At 71.1% G+C, this 16,449-nt stretch carries 15 protein-coding genes; 4 read left to right on the top strand and 11 right to left on the bottom strand.

Annotation, left to right across the window (positions count from 1 at the left end):
* Nucleotides 1-10 precede the first annotated feature (10 nt).
* Nucleotides 11-973 (top strand): GerMN domain-containing protein, encoded by a 963-nt coding sequence (locus N8I87_RS37845; protein ID WP_263215371.1) that lies wholly within the window; start codon nt 11-13, stop codon nt 971-973.
* Nucleotides 974-996: 23 nt separating this feature from the next.
* On the opposite strand, the gene N8I87_RS37840 is transcribed toward N8I87_RS37845, so the two are convergent.
* From N8I87_RS37840 to N8I87_RS37830, 3 genes are all read right to left on the bottom strand, one after another.
* The gene (locus tag N8I87_RS37840; RefSeq protein WP_411577335.1) at nt 997-1,992 is read right to left on the bottom strand and encodes an Acg family FMN-binding oxidoreductase; all 996 of its coding nucleotides are present in this window, start codon (nt 1,990-1,992) and stop codon (nt 997-999) included.
* 71 nt (nt 1,993-2,063) lie between these two features.
* A complete protein-coding gene (locus tag N8I87_RS37835; RefSeq protein WP_263215367.1) occupies nt 2,064-2,954 on the bottom strand; it encodes a universal stress protein in 891 nt (296 codons plus the stop codon).
* A gap of 23 nt (nt 2,955-2,977) precedes the next feature.
* Nucleotides 2,978-3,880: a universal stress protein gene (locus N8I87_RS37830; protein ID WP_263216863.1), complete on the bottom strand. Its 903-nt coding sequence runs from the start codon at nt 3,878-3,880 to the stop codon at nt 2,978-2,980.
* Between the two features lie 321 nt (nt 3,881-4,201).
* Here N8I87_RS37830 and N8I87_RS37825 point away from each other — a divergent pair, with 321 nt between their 5' ends.
* Nucleotides 4,202-4,927 (top strand): CBS domain-containing protein, encoded by a 726-nt coding sequence (locus N8I87_RS37825; protein WP_263215366.1) that lies wholly within the window; start codon nt 4,202-4,204, stop codon nt 4,925-4,927.
* Between the two features lie 11 nt (nt 4,928-4,938).
* Here the strand turns inward: N8I87_RS37825 and N8I87_RS37820 are convergent, their stop codons facing one another.
* Nucleotides 4,939-5,853, bottom strand: a complete 915-nt coding sequence (locus tag N8I87_RS37820) for a pyridoxamine 5'-phosphate oxidase family protein (RefSeq protein WP_263215365.1) — start codon at nt 5,851-5,853, stop codon at nt 4,939-4,941.
* An 87-nt stretch (nt 5,854-5,940) separates the two neighbouring features.
* The gene (locus N8I87_RS37815) at nt 5,941-6,384 is read right to left on the bottom strand and encodes a universal stress protein (protein WP_263215364.1); all 444 of its coding nucleotides are present in this window, start codon (nt 6,382-6,384) and stop codon (nt 5,941-5,943) included.
* Nucleotides 6,385-6,566: 182 nt separating this feature from the next.
* Here N8I87_RS37815 and ligA point away from each other — a divergent pair, with 182 nt between their 5' ends.
* Complete coding sequence (gene ligA / locus N8I87_RS37810; RefSeq protein WP_263215363.1) at nt 6,567-8,657, top strand: NAD-dependent DNA ligase LigA; 2,091 nt, start codon at nt 6,567-6,569, stop codon at nt 8,655-8,657.
* Between the two features lie 53 nt (nt 8,658-8,710).
* Here the strand turns inward: ligA and N8I87_RS37805 are convergent, their stop codons facing one another.
* The 4 genes from N8I87_RS37805 to ctaD form a co-directional block, all read right to left on the bottom strand.
* A complete protein-coding gene (locus tag N8I87_RS37805; protein ID WP_263215362.1) occupies nt 8,711-10,198 on the bottom strand; it encodes a dihydrolipoyl dehydrogenase family protein in 1,488 nt (495 codons plus the stop codon).
* Nucleotides 10,199-10,274: 76 nt separating this feature from the next.
* Nucleotides 10,275-10,448, bottom strand: a complete 174-nt coding sequence (locus tag N8I87_RS44145; protein WP_317633526.1) for a hypothetical protein — start codon at nt 10,446-10,448, stop codon at nt 10,275-10,277.
* Between the two features lie 432 nt (nt 10,449-10,880).
* Nucleotides 10,881-11,462 carry a hypothetical protein gene (locus tag N8I87_RS37795; RefSeq protein ID WP_263215361.1) on the bottom strand — a complete coding sequence of 194 codons (582 nt, stop codon included), beginning with the start codon at nt 11,460-11,462 and terminating at the stop codon, nt 10,881-10,883.
* A 3-nt stretch (nt 11,463-11,465) separates the two neighbouring features.
* Nucleotides 11,466-13,163 carry an aa3-type cytochrome oxidase subunit I gene (ctaD, locus tag N8I87_RS37790; protein ID WP_263216861.1) on the bottom strand — a complete coding sequence of 566 codons (1,698 nt, stop codon included), beginning with the start codon at nt 13,161-13,163 and terminating at the stop codon, nt 11,466-11,468.
* A 431-nt stretch (nt 13,164-13,594) separates the two neighbouring features.
* Here ctaD and N8I87_RS37785 point away from each other — a divergent pair, with 431 nt between their 5' ends.
* A complete protein-coding gene (locus tag N8I87_RS37785; RefSeq protein ID WP_263215360.1) occupies nt 13,595-15,199 on the top strand; it encodes an adenosine deaminase family protein in 1,605 nt (534 codons plus the stop codon).
* 95 nt (nt 15,200-15,294) lie between these two features.
* Here the strand turns inward: N8I87_RS37785 and N8I87_RS44880 are convergent, their stop codons facing one another.
* Together N8I87_RS44880 and N8I87_RS37780 are read right to left on the bottom strand one after the other, a co-directional pair.
* Nucleotides 15,295-15,372: a hypothetical protein gene (locus N8I87_RS44880; RefSeq protein WP_466330927.1), complete on the bottom strand. Its 78-nt coding sequence runs from the start codon at nt 15,370-15,372 to the stop codon at nt 15,295-15,297.
* A 94-nt stretch (nt 15,373-15,466) separates the two neighbouring features.
* Nucleotides 15,467-16,420, bottom strand: coding sequence for a Dyp-type peroxidase (locus N8I87_RS37780; protein ID WP_263215359.1), 954 nt, complete (start codon nt 16,418-16,420; stop codon nt 15,467-15,469).
* Nucleotides 16,421-16,449 lie beyond the last annotated feature (29 nt).

Below are 16,449 nucleotides of genomic sequence, written 5' to 3'. Positions count from 1 at the left end.
GGAGGCAGCCATGAACAACGAAACCCCAGCCTCGCACCCCCGTGGGCGCCACCCGCTGATGCTCACCGCGGCGCTGACCGTGCCACTGCTCGCCGTCGGCGCCTGCGGCACGGGAGGCGGTACGGCCGCGCCGGGGGCCTCGGCACGCCCCGGGCAGTCCACCGTCGGATCGGGAACGTCGGGCGGGACCTCGGGCACACCGGCTCCGTCCGGGACCGCCGGCCCGACGACGACGGCTCCCTCGGGAAGCGGCTCGCCGAGGCAGATTTCGACGAGCGTGTACTTCCTGAACGGCGAGCACATGTCGCCCGCCCCGCGCACCGTGCCCGCCCCCGCCACGGCCACCGGGGCCGTGCGCGCACTGCTGGCCGGCCCCAGCCGCTACGAACGCCTGCACCACCGCACCACGGCCATACCGTCGGGCACGGCCCTGCACTCGATCGCGGTCCACGACCACGTCGCGACCGTGGACCTCTCCAGCAGGTACGACGACGGTGGAGGCACCCTCTCCCTGCGGGCACGCCTGGCCCAGGTCGTGTTCACCGTGACCCGCTACCCCAGCATCGACAAGGTCCGCTTCGAACTCGACGGCAAGCCGGTCTCGTCCTTCGGCGGCGAAGGCATCGTCCTGAACGAACCGGTGGGACGGGCCGACTTCGAGGACGTCTCGCCCGCCGTGCTGGTCGAGTCCCCGCTCATCGGTGACGGCGTCAGCAGCCCCCTGAGGGTGCGGGGAAGCGCCGACACCTTCGAGGCCGAGTTCCGGCTGAAGCTGACCGACACCTCCGGACATACCGCGGCCGACGTGCTGGTCAGGGCCACTTCCGGCACGGGGACGCGCGGGACCTTCGACGTGTCCTTCCCGTACAAGGCGGCCCGCTCCGGACCCGGCCTGCTCACCGCGTACTACGTCTCGCCGAAGAACGGCAGGCCCGTCACCGTCGACACGGTGCCGCTGACCGTGAACCGCTGAGCGCGGTGTCCATGACGGAAGGCTCAGGAGGTCCGGGCTTCCCGGGCGAGTACGTCGGTCACCCGGCGCCGCGGCAGGGAGCGTACGTAGGGCACATACCCCAGGCGGAGGATCATCTGCGGGAACGCGCCCGCGCTCAGTGTCCGCCGGATCCGCAAGCGCAGAGGTTCGATCTCCAACGGCTGGGTGTGGAAGGCCGCCATCACGTCCTGGGCGGCGGCGTGCAGCAGGACCCGTTCGAGTGCCTGGCCGGCCCGGAGCCAGGCCGAGCGGTCGTCGCGGTCCGTGCTCAGCACGGCCACCCGTCCCGAGCGTCCGGTCCAGCGCCGCGGAGGTGTGGGGAACATCCGGGTGAGGTCGGCGTAGTCCCGTCCGGCGAACGGGACGGAGTCCGGGTGATGCCCGTCCGTATGGACCGGAATGCCGTCACGGCGCGCGCGGGCGAGTCGCCAGGTCCACGCGGTCTGCTCGGCGGTGTGCGCCGGATCCGTCCTGTGCACGTCCTCGGCTGCCCGGACCATCTGTGCCAGCTCCCGTCGGCCTGCGCTGTCGTCGATCCAGTGCAGCCTGGCTCCCTCGCGCCTGGCCTCTCGGCCCAGCTCATCGGCGAGCGCGGCGGGCAGCGGGTCCGGGAGGAACGGTCCGCGCGCGCTGTGCCGTAGGCGCAGTGCTTCGAACAGATCCTGCTCGTCGAGGCCCGGACGGACGTACGCGCCCCACATCACCCGGGCGAGGAAGGTGGGGTCGGCAGGACAGGGGAAGGTCTCGACGACCGGGTTGAACCCCAGGTGCCGCATGGCCAGTCGGACGTTGAAGAGCGCCGCGCCGCAACTGACGACCATTTCACGGCCGTGGGGATCGCGGACCAGGAGGCGTCGCGCCGGGTCCGCGTGCAGTTCGAGGCCCTGGCCGTCGTCGTCCATGACGAAGGCCCACGGCTGGGTGTTGTACACCGAAGGCGCGGAAACGGCCGCCCGGACCAGATAGCCGGACGCGTAGCGGGAGTGTGTGCTGCTCACGGACATGACCTGTAACGCCCTTCTCCAGCTATGTACCCTCATGTGCGCCATCGCACCAGCCGGTTGCCTCGTCAGTCGTGCGGCACGAGCGCGACCGGCCGGTGCACGTGGTGGATGAGCGCGTGGGCCACCGGTCCGGTGTGCGACCCGACGGCGATACGGCGCCTGCGACGGCCCACCACCAGCAGCCCGGCCCCCTCCGCGACCCGTGCGAGGACATGGCCGGCGCGGCCTTCGCGGAGCGTCTCCAGGACCCGCACGGAGGGGTACTTCGCACGCCACGGCGCGAGCAGTGCCGCGAGCTCGACAGCCGCCTCCTCGCGGATGCGGTCACGTTCCCCGTCGCCGGGGACGATCCGGCCGAGCGGCACGTGCCAGGCGTGCACGGCCTCCAGCTGCGCCCGCCGGAGCTCGGCGGCGCGGAAGGCGAAGTCCAGGAGGTCGTCGCACGGCCCGTCCACCGCGACGACGACGTCACGGTACGGCGTATGCGTCGACACGTTGCACGAGCCGTCCGGCAGATGCTCGTCCGCCGGCGTCTCACCGGCCCGTACGAGGACGACCGGTCGCTCGGCGTGGGCCATGGTGGCCATGGCGACCGACCCGGACATGAGCCCGCCGACACCGCCGTGGCCCTGGCTGCCGATGACCAGCAGCTCGGCGTCCGCCGCCTCGGCGATCAGTGCGGGACCGGGCTGCCTGCGCACCTGTTCGGCGGCCAGGTACAGCTGTGGGTACCGCTCGTTCAGCCGGTCCAGTGCTCCGCGCAGCACGCGTCGTGCGTGGTACTGGGGTGCCCGCGTCTCGGGCAGGCCCGCGTCGCGGTCGTCCTCGGGCAGTCCTTCCCAGGCGTGCACCAGTCGCAGCGGCAGTCCCCGGCGCAGCGCCTCCCTGGCCGCCCAGTCGGCCGCGGCGAGGCTCTCCCGCGAACCGTCCACTCCGGCCACCACCGGCCTCGTCATGGCCTCCACCTCCTCACCCGCCCTCACCAGTGGGGCACGACGGCCACGGGGCAGTAGACGTGCTGGATGGCGGAGTGGGTGGTGGGCCCGGTGCGCGGGCCGATCCGCCGCTCTGCGAGATGATGTCCCACGACCAGGAGGCTCGCCCCGGTCGCCGCGCGCAGCAGCGCGTTGGCGGGCTTGTCCTCGACCACCGTCTCCAGGACCTCCACCTCGGGATACTTGTCGCGCCACACCTGCAGCACCTCCCGGAGGAAGCCCAGCCACTCCTCGGCCCGCCGCGGATCGTCGACCAGCCCGGTGTCCCGCTCACCCAGGCCCAGCGGCCCCGGCGGCTGCCAGGCGTGCACCGCCCGCAGCCGGGCCCGCCGCAGCCGGGCCGCCTCGAAGGCGAACTCGATGACCTCGTCGCACGGCTCGCTCAGATCGACGCCCAGCACCACGTCCCGGTGGCCGATCGTCGTCGAGGCACTGCCGTCCGGGACCGGCAGATGCTCGTCCGCCGTCTCCGCACCGGCCCGCACCAGCACCACCGGCCGGGTCGCCCGTGCCACCACCCCCGCCGCCACCGAACCCACCAGGAACCCGGTGAAGCCGCTCAGCCCCCGCGACCCCAGCACCAGCAGCTCGGCCCCCTCGGCCGCCTGCCGCAGCGCCTCGACCGCCGGGCCCTCGACCAGTTCGTCGTACAGCCGGACCTCGGGACACGCGGCCCGCACCGCGTCCTCCGCCTCGCGCAGGACACGGCGTGCGAGATGCCGCTGTGCGGCGTTCTCGATCTCACCGTCCCGCGGGCGCGGGTGCCGGTTCCAGGCATGGACCAGACGCAGCGAACGCTCGCTGCGTACGGCCTCGCAGGCCGCCCATTGTGCGGCGGCAAGGCTCTCGGGGGATCCGTCCACCCCTACGACGACGGGCGGAAGCATCATGACATCTCCAGGTGTTGGGCAGGTTCGCACTACCAGCCTCACCGAGCGGTCACCGGGCGGCCAGGGGCCGCCAGGGCCTCACCCGGGACCATCCGGCCCCCGTCCTGGGCTCGACGGCCGAGGGGAGCGGTCCTGGGGGCCGCTCGGCCCGGCGCCGTGCCCGCTCGTCCCGGTGCCGTGCCCGCTCAGCCCATGTGCGCTCGGCGTCCGACGCCGGAGGCTGAAGACGAAGCCCTTCGCGGGGAGTTCGCGACGACCGTCATCCAGGACGCGTGGGTACAAGGCTCCGTTGGCTGACGGCAGACAGGAGGTTCAGCCATGAAGCCCACGAAGATCGGCGCTCTCATGACCGTCGACGTCGTCACGGCGGTTCACGGCACGCCCTTCAAGGAAGTCGTCCGGCTGCTCGGCGAGCACCGCATCAGCGGGCTCCCGGTGATCGACGACGACCACAAGGTCATCGGTGTCATCTCCGAGACCGATCTCATGCTCCACCAGACCCGCCCGGCCGAGTCCCACGGCACCTTCGCCGCCCTGGCCCGCCTCAGCCGCTCCGTACGGGAACGCGCCGCCAAGAGCCGGGCGCGCACGGCCGGCGGGGCGATGTCCGCCCCCGCGATCACCGTGCGGGCCGACGCCACCGTCCCCCAGGCGGCACGGCTGATGACCGAGCACCGCATCGAGCGGCTGCCCGTCGTCGACGTGGAGGACCGGCTCGTCGGCATCGTCACCCGCCGCGACCTGCTGCAGGTCTTCCTGCGCAGCGACAAGGAGATCCAGCGCGACGTACGCCAGGAGGTCTTCGTCAACACGCTCTGGCTCGCCCCGCACATCATCGAGGCGACCGCCCTCAACGGCGTGGTCACCCTCACCGGCCGGTTGGAACGGCGCAGCGACATCCCCATCGCGGTCGGCATGACACGCCGCGTCGACGGTGTCGTGGACGTCGTCGACCACCTGACCTACCGGCTCGACGACACCCGGCTCCAGCCCGCCGAACAGGCCCTGCACGGCCTGGCCGACGACTGGCTGCGCAGGCTGTGAAGCGCGGCGGCTCACATACCGGCGGTACCGATACGACGGCCTGTGAGCCGCGCCGGCCGGATCGACACCCACATGTCACGTCGGCCGCCGGCCCATGTGTCGGTGTGGGCGCTCTCGCTCAGCCGCCGCACGGTGTCTGGCTCCGTGACCACCTGGGCCGGGCCGACGGCGAGCACGCTCCAGCCCTGGCTCAGGGCGTCGTCCACATGGTCGACCTCGAAGGCGACCTCCTTGCCCACGGCGGCCGCGGGCACCGAGTCGGGTGCCGTCCGGAAGGCGATCAGATCGTCGACGACCACGTAGTTGACCGGGACGACCGCCGGGCCCTCGGGTGTCGTCACCGCGATGCGTCCGATGCCGTGCGTGGAGAGCCGGGCACGGCATTCGTCGGGGCTGAGCTGCAGCAGCTGTGGGTGCAGAAGCGCCATGGCCCGGCCGGGTGGAACGTCCATGCCGCCCCCGCGAAGGGCTTCGACGCTGGTGCCCAGCGCGGCGGCCAGCCGGATCAGGGTGGCCAGGGTCGGGTCGGCGGGGTGTTCCTCCAGGTAGGCCAGGTAGTCGGGCGCCATGGCGGCGCGGCGGGCCGCTTCCGTCCGGCTCATCCCCTGCCGCCTGCGCTCGGCGGCCACCCGTCGTCCGATGTCGCCGGGGTTGGGTCCCCGCCCCGGCTGGGCGGCGCCGGACAGGACCTCTTCCTCCGTCGCCCTCCCGAAAGACCCATGAACGCGACCGGGCTCGTACTCGATGTGCCGGATATGAGCGTCGGGCCCGGGAAACACGAGCGTCACCTCGTCGGTGTCCGACCAGCGCACGTCGTAGGGAGGCGATCCGTCCTCGTGGTGGAGTCCGACGATCTCGCCGTCACGCCTGGCGGCGCCCGTCGTCGGACTTTCGATGACGAGGAGATCGCCGAGGTGAGCTCGCATGGCCGCCGCCCTTTCCGCACAGTGCCGCTGTATCCAACGTGCCATGGGCGGCACGCCGCCGCATGGACGGAACGCTCCGCCCGCCCGTCACGAGACCCCCGCGCGGATGATCACGACAGGGCAGTTCGCGTGCTGTGCGAGATGCTGGCTGACGGAGCCCAGCAGCGCCCGGGCGAAGCCGCCCCGCCCATGGCTGCCCACGACCAGGATCTCGGCGCCCTCGGCCGCCCTGAGCAGCACGTCGACGGGGTTGCCCTGCACCAGGTGCGTCCTGACGGCGTCGGCGGCCTCGTCACCGAGTACGTCCCTCAGCTCCTGGGCGAACGCCTGCCGGGCGTTGTCCTCGTCGAGGGTGGCGTCGATGGCCGGGGCCATCCACACACGCCCGCCCGGCAGGTCCCACGCGGACACGACGTCGACGTCGGCGCCGATGAGCCCGGCGTAGCGGACGGCCCACCGCAGCGCGTCGTTCGAGGACGACGACCCGTCGACGCCCACGACGACACGCGGCCTCGAGGCAGCAGTGTCCATGTGTCTCACCTCTTCTGCGGTCCTACCCTCCACGCTGCGCCACTCTGTCCCGGCGCGCCATGAGGAGAGGGCCGGGGCATGGCATATGGGTGGCCGACGGGCTTCCCCTCGACCTGGTGCATGAGCTCCGAGCCGGAGAGTGCCCGGGGGCATTGTCAGTGGTGCCAGGCAGGATGACCTGCATGACGACACCGATTGCGCAGATCGTTGATGCCGCCGCCTACGCGCAGGCGGTCGAGGACGCGGTGAAGGCCGCTGCCGCCTACTACGCGGGCGGCACCTCGCCCTTGGACGACGACGCCTACGACACGCTCGTGCGGGGCATCGCCGCGTGGGAGGCCGGGCATCCCGACCAGGTGCTGCCCGACTCGCCGACCGGGAAGGTCGCCGGCGGTGCGGCCGAGGGCGATGTGCTCCACACGGTGGCGATGCTGAGCCTGGACAACGTGTTCTCGCCCGAGCAGTTCACGGCCTGGGCCGCCTCACTCGCGCGCCGGATCGGCCATGAGGCGGAACGATTCAGCGTCGAGCCGAAGCTCGACGGACTCGCCGTCGCGGCCCGCTACGCCCAGGGCCGGCTGACCCGGCTGATCACCCGTGGCGACGGGACGGCCGGCGAAGACGTCTCGCACGCGATAGGCACCATCGAGGGGCTGCCCGCCACCCTGTCCGAACCGGTCAGCGTGGAGGTGCGCGGTGAAGTCCTCATGACCGGCGCGCAGTTCGAGGAGGCCAACACGGCGCGCACCGCGCACGGCGGGCAGCCGTTCGCCAACGCCCGCAACGCGGCGGCGGGCACGTTGCGTGCCAAGGACCGCGCCTACCCGGTGGCGATGACGTTCTTCGGCTACGGCCTGCTGCCGCTGCCCGACACCGACGCCGCCCTGGCCACACGGCTGGGCGACCTCGCCCACAGTGAGCTCATGACGCTGGCCGCCACGCTCGGTGTGCACACCACCGCCGACACCGCGGTACCCGGCACCACGGCCACCAACACCGACGAGGTGCTGGCCCGCGTGCAGGAGATCGCCGCCCTGCGCGCCCAACTGCCCTTCGGTATCGACGGCATCGTCATCAAGGCCGATCCGGCCGCCGATCAGCGGGCCGCCGGAAACGGTTCGCGGGCCCCGCGCTGGGCGATCGCCTACAAGCTGCCCGCCGTCGAGAAGATCACCCGGCTGCTCGAGGTGGAGTGGAACGTGGGCCGCACCGGCATCATCGCGCCGCGCGCCGTCCTGGAACCGGTGGAGATCGACGGCTCCACCATCACCTACGCGACGCTCCACAACCCGGCCGACATCACGCGCCGTGATCTGCGCCTGGGCGACCATGTCATGGTCCACCGCGCCGGCGACGTGATCCCCCGTGTCGAGGCCCCTGTCGCCCATCTGCGCACCGGCGCCGAGCAGCCGATCGCGTTCCCCGAGGCGTGTCCGCGCTGTGGATCGGGGATCGACACCGGCCAGGAACGCTGGCGCTGCGAGCAGGGCCGTAACTGCCACCTCGTCGCCTCCCTCTCCTACGCCGTGGGCCGCGACCAGCTCGACATCGAGGGCCTTGGCACCACCCGCATCGTGCAGCTCGTCGAGACCGGTCTGGTCGGCGATCTCGCCGACCTGTTCACGCTGACCCGCGACCAGCTCCTCGCGCTGGACCGCATGGGCGAGACCAGCACCGACAATCTGCTGGCCGCCCTGGCCACGGCCAGGACGCGGCCGCTGTCGCGGGTGCTGTGCGCACTCGGAGTCCGCGGCACGGGCCGGTCCATGTCGCGACGCATCGCCCGGTACTTCGCCACCATGGACAACATCCGCACCGCCGACGCCGAGGCGCTGCAACAGGTCGAGGGCATCGGCACCGAGAAGGCGCCGTCCATCGTCGCGGAACTGGCCGAACTCGCCCCGCTGATCGACAAACTCGCCGCGGCCGGGGTGAACATGACCGAACCCGGCGCCACTGCCCCGCCCAGCGCCGACGCCGACACGGAGACCGGCGGTGCCACGTCCGACGCCCCCGCCACCGGTCCGCTCGCCGGGATGACAGTCGTGGTCACCGGCGCGATGACCGGGCCGCTGGAGCGGTTGAGCCGCAACCAGATGAATGAGCTCATCGAGCGGGCGGGCGGCCGTTCGTCCTCCAGCGTCTCCAAGAAGACCAGTCTGGTGGTCGCCGGCGAGAACGCCGGGTCCAAGCGGGCCAAGGCCGAAGACCTCGGCATCCGCCTGGCCACACCCGACGAGTTCGCCGTCCTCGTCGCCGACCACCTCGGCTGACACCGCCGACGCCGACCGGTATCACCAGCGGGACCAGCGCCTCTCCCGCACCGTCACGACGCGGCGTGGCGCTGGGCGCGCAGTCCCTCCAGCAGGCGCAGCCAGACCTCGGAGGCCGTCGGATAGCTCGGGACGACGTGCCACAGCACGGACAGCGGTACGCGTGCCACGATGGCCACCGTCGCGGAGTGCACGAGTTCCGCGATGCCGGACCCGACGAAGGTCGCCCCCACGATGGTGTCCATGGCCCGGTCGACGACCAGTTTGGCGCGGCCGACATAGTCCTCGCGCATCACGTAGGTGCCGGCGAGGCCCGCCATGTCGTACTCGACGGTCTCGACGTCGATGCCCGCCGCGCGGGCCTGCTGCTCGGTCAGGCCCGCCGAGCCCACCTCCGGTTCGGTGAACGTCACTTGCGGAGTGCCGCGGTGACCGTCCGCGGTGGTCAGCGGGTCGACCGGCGGGCGTCCCAGGGCGCGCGCGGCGATCACCTCACCGGCGATCCGCGCCTGGTACTTGCCCATGTGCGTGAGCAGCGCGCGACCGCAGACGTCGCCGATGGCATAGAGCCAGTGCCCGTCCACGCCCTGTACGGCCTGTCCGTCGTCGACGGTGAGGAAGCCGCCGTCGGGCAGACCGACGGTGGACAGGCCGATGTCCTGCGTGTTGGGGGTGCGTCCGGTGCCGAGCACCAGTTCGTCCGCCGTGATCTCGCCGTTGTCGTCGAGCACCAGGGTGACCGGTCCGCCGTGCACCATGCCGACTCCCGTGTCCCGCGGGTTCTTCCGGGACACCGAGTTCACCGACCGGTCAGGGACCAGCTTCACCCCGGCCTCCCGCAGCCGGTCGGCGACCATCCGGCCGGCGAAGGGCTCGACACGGCCGAGCAGGCCCGTACCGCGGTGGACGACGGTCACCTCGACACCGAGGGACTGCAGCCAGGTGGCGGACTCGCAGGCGACCACGCCGCCGCCCACGATCACCACGCTGCGCGGCACCTCGTGCAGATTGGTGACGTCGCGCGAGGTCCACGCCCGGGCGTCGGCCAGACCGGGGACGGGCGGGACCGTCGTGCACGAGCCCGTGTCGATCACCACCGCGTGCCGGGCGGTCAGGGTGCGCTCGTCGCCCTCGGCACCGGTGACCCGCAGGGTGCGCTCGCCGTCGAGCCGACCATGGCCGCGGACCACGTCGATGCCGGTGTTCAGAGCCCACTGGACCTGCGAGCTGTCGTCGAGTCCGTTGACGACCCGGTCCCGGCGGGCCAGGACGGCGGACACGTCCAGCCCGCGTCGGGCGATCAGGGAGGCCACTCCGGGCACATGCCGGGAGTTCTCCAGCATCTCGCCCGGCCGCAGCAGCGCCTTGCTGGGCATGCACGCCCAGTACGAGCACTCACCGCCGACAAGCTCCGCCTCGACCAGCACCGCGTCCAGGCCCGAGAACTGCGTGGCGTACTGCGCGGCGTTCTCCCCGGCGGCGGCGCCGCCCAGAACGATCACATCCCATTCGGTCCGGTCGGGGTCCACGGCTGCACTCATGTAGCTCCTCCGGCGTCCCCCGCAGGCGGTGCCGCTCTCCGGCGCCTACCCTGCGGAACCTCTGTCGTGGGCACGGTCATCGCCCGGGTGCCCGGGTCTTGACCTCCTGCAGGAACCAGGTGTTGCCGTCGGGGGCGGCGAACGTGGCGAACGAGCCGTAGTCACCGGGTGCCGGTGCACGGCCGGGTACGCGCTTGTCGGATCCGCTGTGATGGAAGATCCCGCCGGCGTCATGGAACACCTCGGACACATCGCTCCGCGGTCCACGAGTTCGGACCGGGCCGCGTCGATGTCGGTGACGATGAGATACAGGTTCCGCAGGGAACCCGGTTCCGTCGCGGTGACGTCCTTGCCGAAGATGACCGACGCCTTGGAGCCGGGCGGGGTGAACTGTACGACCCGGAAGCCGTCCTCGCCGGGGAAGTCGGCGTCGAGACGCCATCCCAGCGCCCGATAGAAGTCCTTGGCCAGGTCGACGTCGGCGAACCGGAATCACCACGACCTCGAACTTCATGTCCATCGATGACCGCTCCCTCGAACGCGCGGCGGCTGGACCTGCCGAGGCCCGCGCGGGCGGTGGGCCGCACCGGGCACCACGGCACCTGCTCATTGTCGCGCGGGCCGGCCTGTCCGGCGAGCGGTGCGGGCGGGGGCCCGCACCTACCGGGGTCCTACGGTGACGTCATCGTCGCGGTGGTCGGCGGTCCCTTCCGGCGAGGGCCGGTGAAGTCCCCGCAGGACGCCGGATCACCTGCATGTACGTGACCGCGATGACGAGGGACAGGCCGATCGTCGACGGGACGGCGGCAAGTGCCCACCAGCCCGTGCCGGCGTCGGGGCTCGCGACCGCCCAGAGGCAGAGCGGGACCGAAGCCGCCGTCAGCGCGCAGCCGATGAGGACGGCAACGGCCTTTCGGGGGCGTCCGGGGTCGCGCGGGGGCTGATCGTGACGTAGCTCCGTCCATTGGACTGCGACCTCGCGCCGCTCCCGCCGCTGCTCCACGGCGGCGCGTATCCGAAGGGCCGCCGTGACCGCGATGCCCAACGCGGCCACGGCGGACGGAATCCACCATCCCTCGGCGACGAGAAGCAGCACCGCGACGCACCCCGTTGTGCCCCAGCCGATGAGGCAGGCCGCGGCGGCACTGCGCCGGGAGACGGGCCGGTCCGCGCCGGCGCGCAGGTCGACGAGCGCCGGTACGTACCAGACACAGCCGGACGCGGTGGTGACTGCGACTCCCATGGCGAGGACGGCTTGGGGCATGGCCTACCTCGCCGCCTCGAGCGCGGCGATCTCCGGGTGGTGCAGGTCGAACGCCGGGGACTCGCTGCGAATCTGCGGAAGCTGGACGAAGTTGTGGCGCGGCGGCGGGCAGGACGTCGCCCACTCCAGCGAACGGCCGTATCCCCACGGGTCGTTGACATCGACCGGCTTGCCGTACTTGGCGGTCTTCCAGACGTTGTAGAAGAACGGCAGGATCGACAGGCCCAGCACGAACGAGCTGATCGTCGAGATGGTGTTCAGGGCGGTGAACCCGTCGGCCGCGAGGTAGTCCGCGTACCGGCGCGGCATGCCCTCGGCCCCCAGCCAGTGCTGGACCAGGAACGTGCCGTGGAAGCCGACGGTGAGCGTCCAGAAGGTGATCTTGCCAAGTCGTTCGTCGAGCATCTTGCCGGTGAACTTGGGCCACCAGAAGTGGAATCCGGCGAACATCGCGTACACGACCGTACCGAAGACCGTGTAGTGGAAGTGGGCGACGACGAAGTACGAGTCGGAGATGTGGAAGTCCATCGGCGGTGACGCCAGGATCACGCCCGTCAGGCCTCCGAAGAGGAACGTGATCAGGAAGCCCGTGGTCCACAGCATCGGGGTCTCGAACGACAACGAGCCCTTCCACATGGTGCCGATCCAGTTGAAGAACTTCACCCCGGTCGGCACGGCTATCAGGAAGGTCATGAAGGAGAAGAACGGCAGCAGCACACCGCCGGTGACGTACATGTGGTGCGCCCACACCGTCACCGAGAGACCCGCGATCGCGATCGTCGCGGCGATCAGGCCCATGTAGCCGAACATCGGCTTGCGGGCGAAGACCGGGATGACCTCGGAGACGATGCCGAAGAACGGCAACGCCAGGATGTACACCTCTGGATGGCCGAAGAACCAGAAGAGGTGTTGCCACAGCAGTGCCCCGCCGTTGGCCGCGTCGAAGATGTGACTGCCGAACTTGCGGTCGCACTCGAGCGCGAACAGCGCCGCGGCCAGCACCGGGAACACGATCAGGATCAGGAGCGCGGTCAGCAGCACGTTCCACGCGAAGATCGGCATGCGGAACATCGTCATGCCGGGTGCGCGCATGCAGATGATCGTGGTGATGAAGTTGACCGCACCGAGGATCGATCCGAACCCGGACAGCGCGACGCCCATGATCCACAGATCCGCGCCGAGGCCCGGCGAGTGCACGGCGTCCGACAGCGGCGCGTACAGGAACCACCCGAAGTCGGCCGCGCCGCCCGGGGTGAGGAAGCCGAACGCCGCGATCGAGGAGCCGAACAGGAAGAGCCAGTAGGCGAGCATGTTCAGACGCGGGAAGGCGACGTCCGGGGCGCCGATCTGGAGCGGCATGATCCAGTTCGCGAAGCCGGTGAACAGCGGCATCGCGAACATCAGCAGCATGATCGAGCCGTGCATGGTGAACGCCTGGTTGAACTGCTCGTTCGTCATGACCTGCAGGCCGGGGCGGGCCAGCTCGGCGCGCATCAGCAGTGCCAGCACACCACCGACGATGAAGAACGCGAAGGCGGTCACCAGGTACATCGTGCCGATCTTCTTGTGGTCGGTGGTCGTCAGCCACTGCGCCCACGTCGACCGCCGGCCGGCCGTCTGCTCCGTACCCCCGGATATCGCTCTGGCCGTGGAGACCACCGCGGTCGCCGGCCGCACGGTCTCCAACTGATGTTCCTGCATCTCGCCCACCGGACGGTGCCCTCCTCGTGTCATGTGGAAGCGACCGGGAAGTGCCACAGTGCGGGTGGGTACCGGGCCTTCCCGGCCGCCGCCACATGATCGTCGCAGGGGTGCCGGGGCCGGATAGGGCCGAACAGTCCCAGAACCGTCGGCGACTAGGGCCAAGTGGCCCTCTTCCGGGGACAACAGGGGCAACTTGCCGGTACTTGCGACGTTATCGGCGTACTGCCCGATTCATAGGGCTCCGCGGTGAGCCGTACCCTGACGGCGGCCGGTATCGGGAGCGGCGGCTGCCTCGCCGACATGGGCGGCGATGCGCCTCCGCGCGCCGCCCCTACCAGGTGACTGTGGCGCAAACACCCCTGGTCCTACCGGAATCCGGTCACCTGGCTGGTCATCATGCCGGGGTGACCCCTCCAACACCCCCCACCATGAACCGGCACCGGGCCCTGCTCCCCGTCGGGCTGGGCGCGGTCGCCCTGGCCGCGCTTCTTGCGCCGCTGTCGGTCGCTCCGGCTGCCGCCCGGCCCACCACCGCACGCGTCGACCTGCCTCCGCCGCCGCGGCCGGTGACGGTCGCCGAGTTCCGCACCGACGCCTACCTGCGCTCCCTCGACGGCAACCCCAGCCTGCAGCGGAACTTCTTCCGGCACCTGCCCAAGGGCGGGGACCTGCACAACCACCTCTCCGGCGCGGTGGCGACCGAGTACCTCCTCCAGCTCGCCGCCGAGGAGGGCCTGTGCATCGACACGGCCACGCTGACCGCCGTACAGCCGCCGTGTGGACCGGGCACCCGCCCGGCCGCGGACACCCGCACCGACCCCGCCTTCCGTCAGGCCGTGATCAGGGGCTGGTCCATGCAGGACTTCCCGCCCGACCAGAGCGGGCACGACCACTTCTTCGCCACGTTCGGCAAGTTCGGCGCGGTCACCGGGAGCCATCGGGGCAAGCAGCTCGCCCAGGTCGCCGAGGGCATCGCGGGGCAGAACCAGTTCTACCTCGAGACCATGGTCACCCCCGCCTCCGACGGCGCCCGCCGGCTCGCCGCCGAGGTCGGCTGGGACGACGACCTCGCCCGCCTGCACAGCAAGCTCGTCGCGGGCGGCAAACTGGACAAATTGGTCGCCGACGCACGCAAGGAGGCCGACGACGCCGACGCCGAGTTCCGCGCCGAGGAGCGCTGCGGCACCAACCGCCCGAGGCCCGGCTGCCGTCTGACCGTGCGGTGGATCTCGCAGGTCTCGCGCGGCACCGCGCCCGAGCGCGTCTTCACCCAGATCGCCCTGGGCATGCGGCTGGCCGAGCGCGACGGACGGTTCGTCGCCATCAACCTGGTCCAGCCCGAGGACGGGGAGATCGCGCTGCGCGACTACAGCCTCCAGATGCGCATGATCGCCTATCTGCGCACCCAGTACCCGCGCGCCCATGTGACCCTGCACGCCGGTGAGTTGCGGCCCGGCCTGGTCAAACCGGAAGAGCTCACCTTCCACATCGACGAGGCCGTCGACGTCGCCCACGCCGAGCGCATCGGCCACGGAGTCGACTTCGTCCACGAGAACAACTGGCCGGCGCTCGCCCGCACCATGGCCGCTCGCCAGGTGGCCGTCGAGGTGCCCTTCTCCAGCAACGCCCAGATCCTCGGTGTCAAGGGTGCCGAGCACCCCTTCCAGACGTATCGCGCCTACGGCGTCCCGATCGTCCTGGCCACCGACGACCCCGGCGTCTCCCGCATCGACATCAGCCACGAATACCAGTACGCCCACGACACGTACGCGCTGTCCTACCCCCAGCTCAAGGACTTGGCCCGCGCCTCCGTCCAGTACGCCTTCCTGGGCGGCGCCAGTCTGTGGCGGGGCAACCCGACGGCAGTCGGCTACCACCCCGTCGCCGCCTGCCAGGGGGACTCGCTCGGCACTCCCGCGCCCAGCCGGCGCTGCCGTGACCTGCTCGCGTCCAGCCCCAAGGCGGCAGTCGAGTGGCGCCAGGAGGCCGCCTTCGCGTCCTTCGAACGCACCTTCCGCCGCAACGGCGCCTGACGCTCAGCCACACGGCCGCACGCCCACCCCCAGACGGGTGCACGCCGACGGGCGTGCACCCGGCCCACCCCTACACCTTCACCGGCACCGCTTCACTAGCACTGCGGACGGCGCCCGTGGTTCGCGGCGTGCTTGCGGCGGGACTTCTTCTTCCGGCGTCGCTTCGAGGACATGGCCACCTCCCGCAGATACGGGGCATCCGAAAGCAACCTGCGTTCCGACCACCCACGATTCCACAGAGCCCACGGCGGCGCGATTCGGCGCAGGTCACCCGGCCACCGCGGCTTCCGTGACGGGAGCCGCGGGAAGGTCGTCGAGGAAGGTGACCGTGGGCACGTGGAACAGGCATCCGGTGACCGCGGTCGAGTAGTCGAGGATGCGGTCGTGCCTGGCTCGGCCGTCGCCGAGGAACATGTGCCTGAGCATCTCTTCGGTCACGTCGGGCGTACGGGCGTAGCCGATGAAGTACGTGCCGAACTCACCCTCCGCGATGCTGCCGAACGGCATGTTCTCGCGAATGATCTTGCGCTCGTTGCCGTCCTCGTCGGTGATGGTGTTGAGCGCCACGTGCGAGTCGGCGGGCTTGATGTCGTCGGGGAGTTCGACGTTGGTCAGCTTGGTCCGCCCGATGACCTTGTCCTGCTCCTCCGTCGGCAGGGCGTTCCACGCCGTCATGTCGTGCAGGTACTTCTGCACGATCACATAGCTGCCACCTCTGAAGCCGGGGTCCTCGTCGCCGATGAGCACGGCATCGGCCGCGACCCGGCCGCCGGGGTTCTCGCTGCCGTCGACGAAGCCGAGCAGGTCGCGCTCGTCGAAGTACTTGAAGCCATGCACTTCGTCGACCACCGTGACCGCACCGCTCAGCCGCTCCGCGATCAGCCGGGCCAGTTCGAAACAGAGGTCCGTACGGCGCCCGCGCACATGGAACAGGAGGTCCCCCGGTGTTGCCGGGGCCCGGTGGCGCTCACCGGCCAGTTCCACGAACGGGTGCAACTCCCGTGGGCGCGGTCCGCTGAACAGCCGGTCCCAGGCCCTGGATCCGATGCCGACGACGCAGCTGAGTTCGCCGTCGGGCGCGCGGAAGGCGACCGAGCGGCACAGGCCCGAGACATCCTCCAGCAGGTCCCGGACGGTCTCCTCGCGGCCCGGCGTGATGGTCACCACGAGGAACAGGGCGGCTTGGGCAGGCGGAACGATCACGGGCTGCAACTCGAGCACGGGCCCGCCTCCTCACGGGGTGCGAAGGA

It is taken from the genome of Streptomyces sp. HUAS 15-9, from assembly GCF_025642155.1.
In the GTDB taxonomy this organism is placed as follows: domain Bacteria; phylum Actinomycetota; class Actinomycetes; order Streptomycetales; family Streptomycetaceae; genus Streptomyces.
Note: the sequence above shows the minus strand (reverse complement) of the source record. Positions and strands in the feature narration are given on the sequence as shown.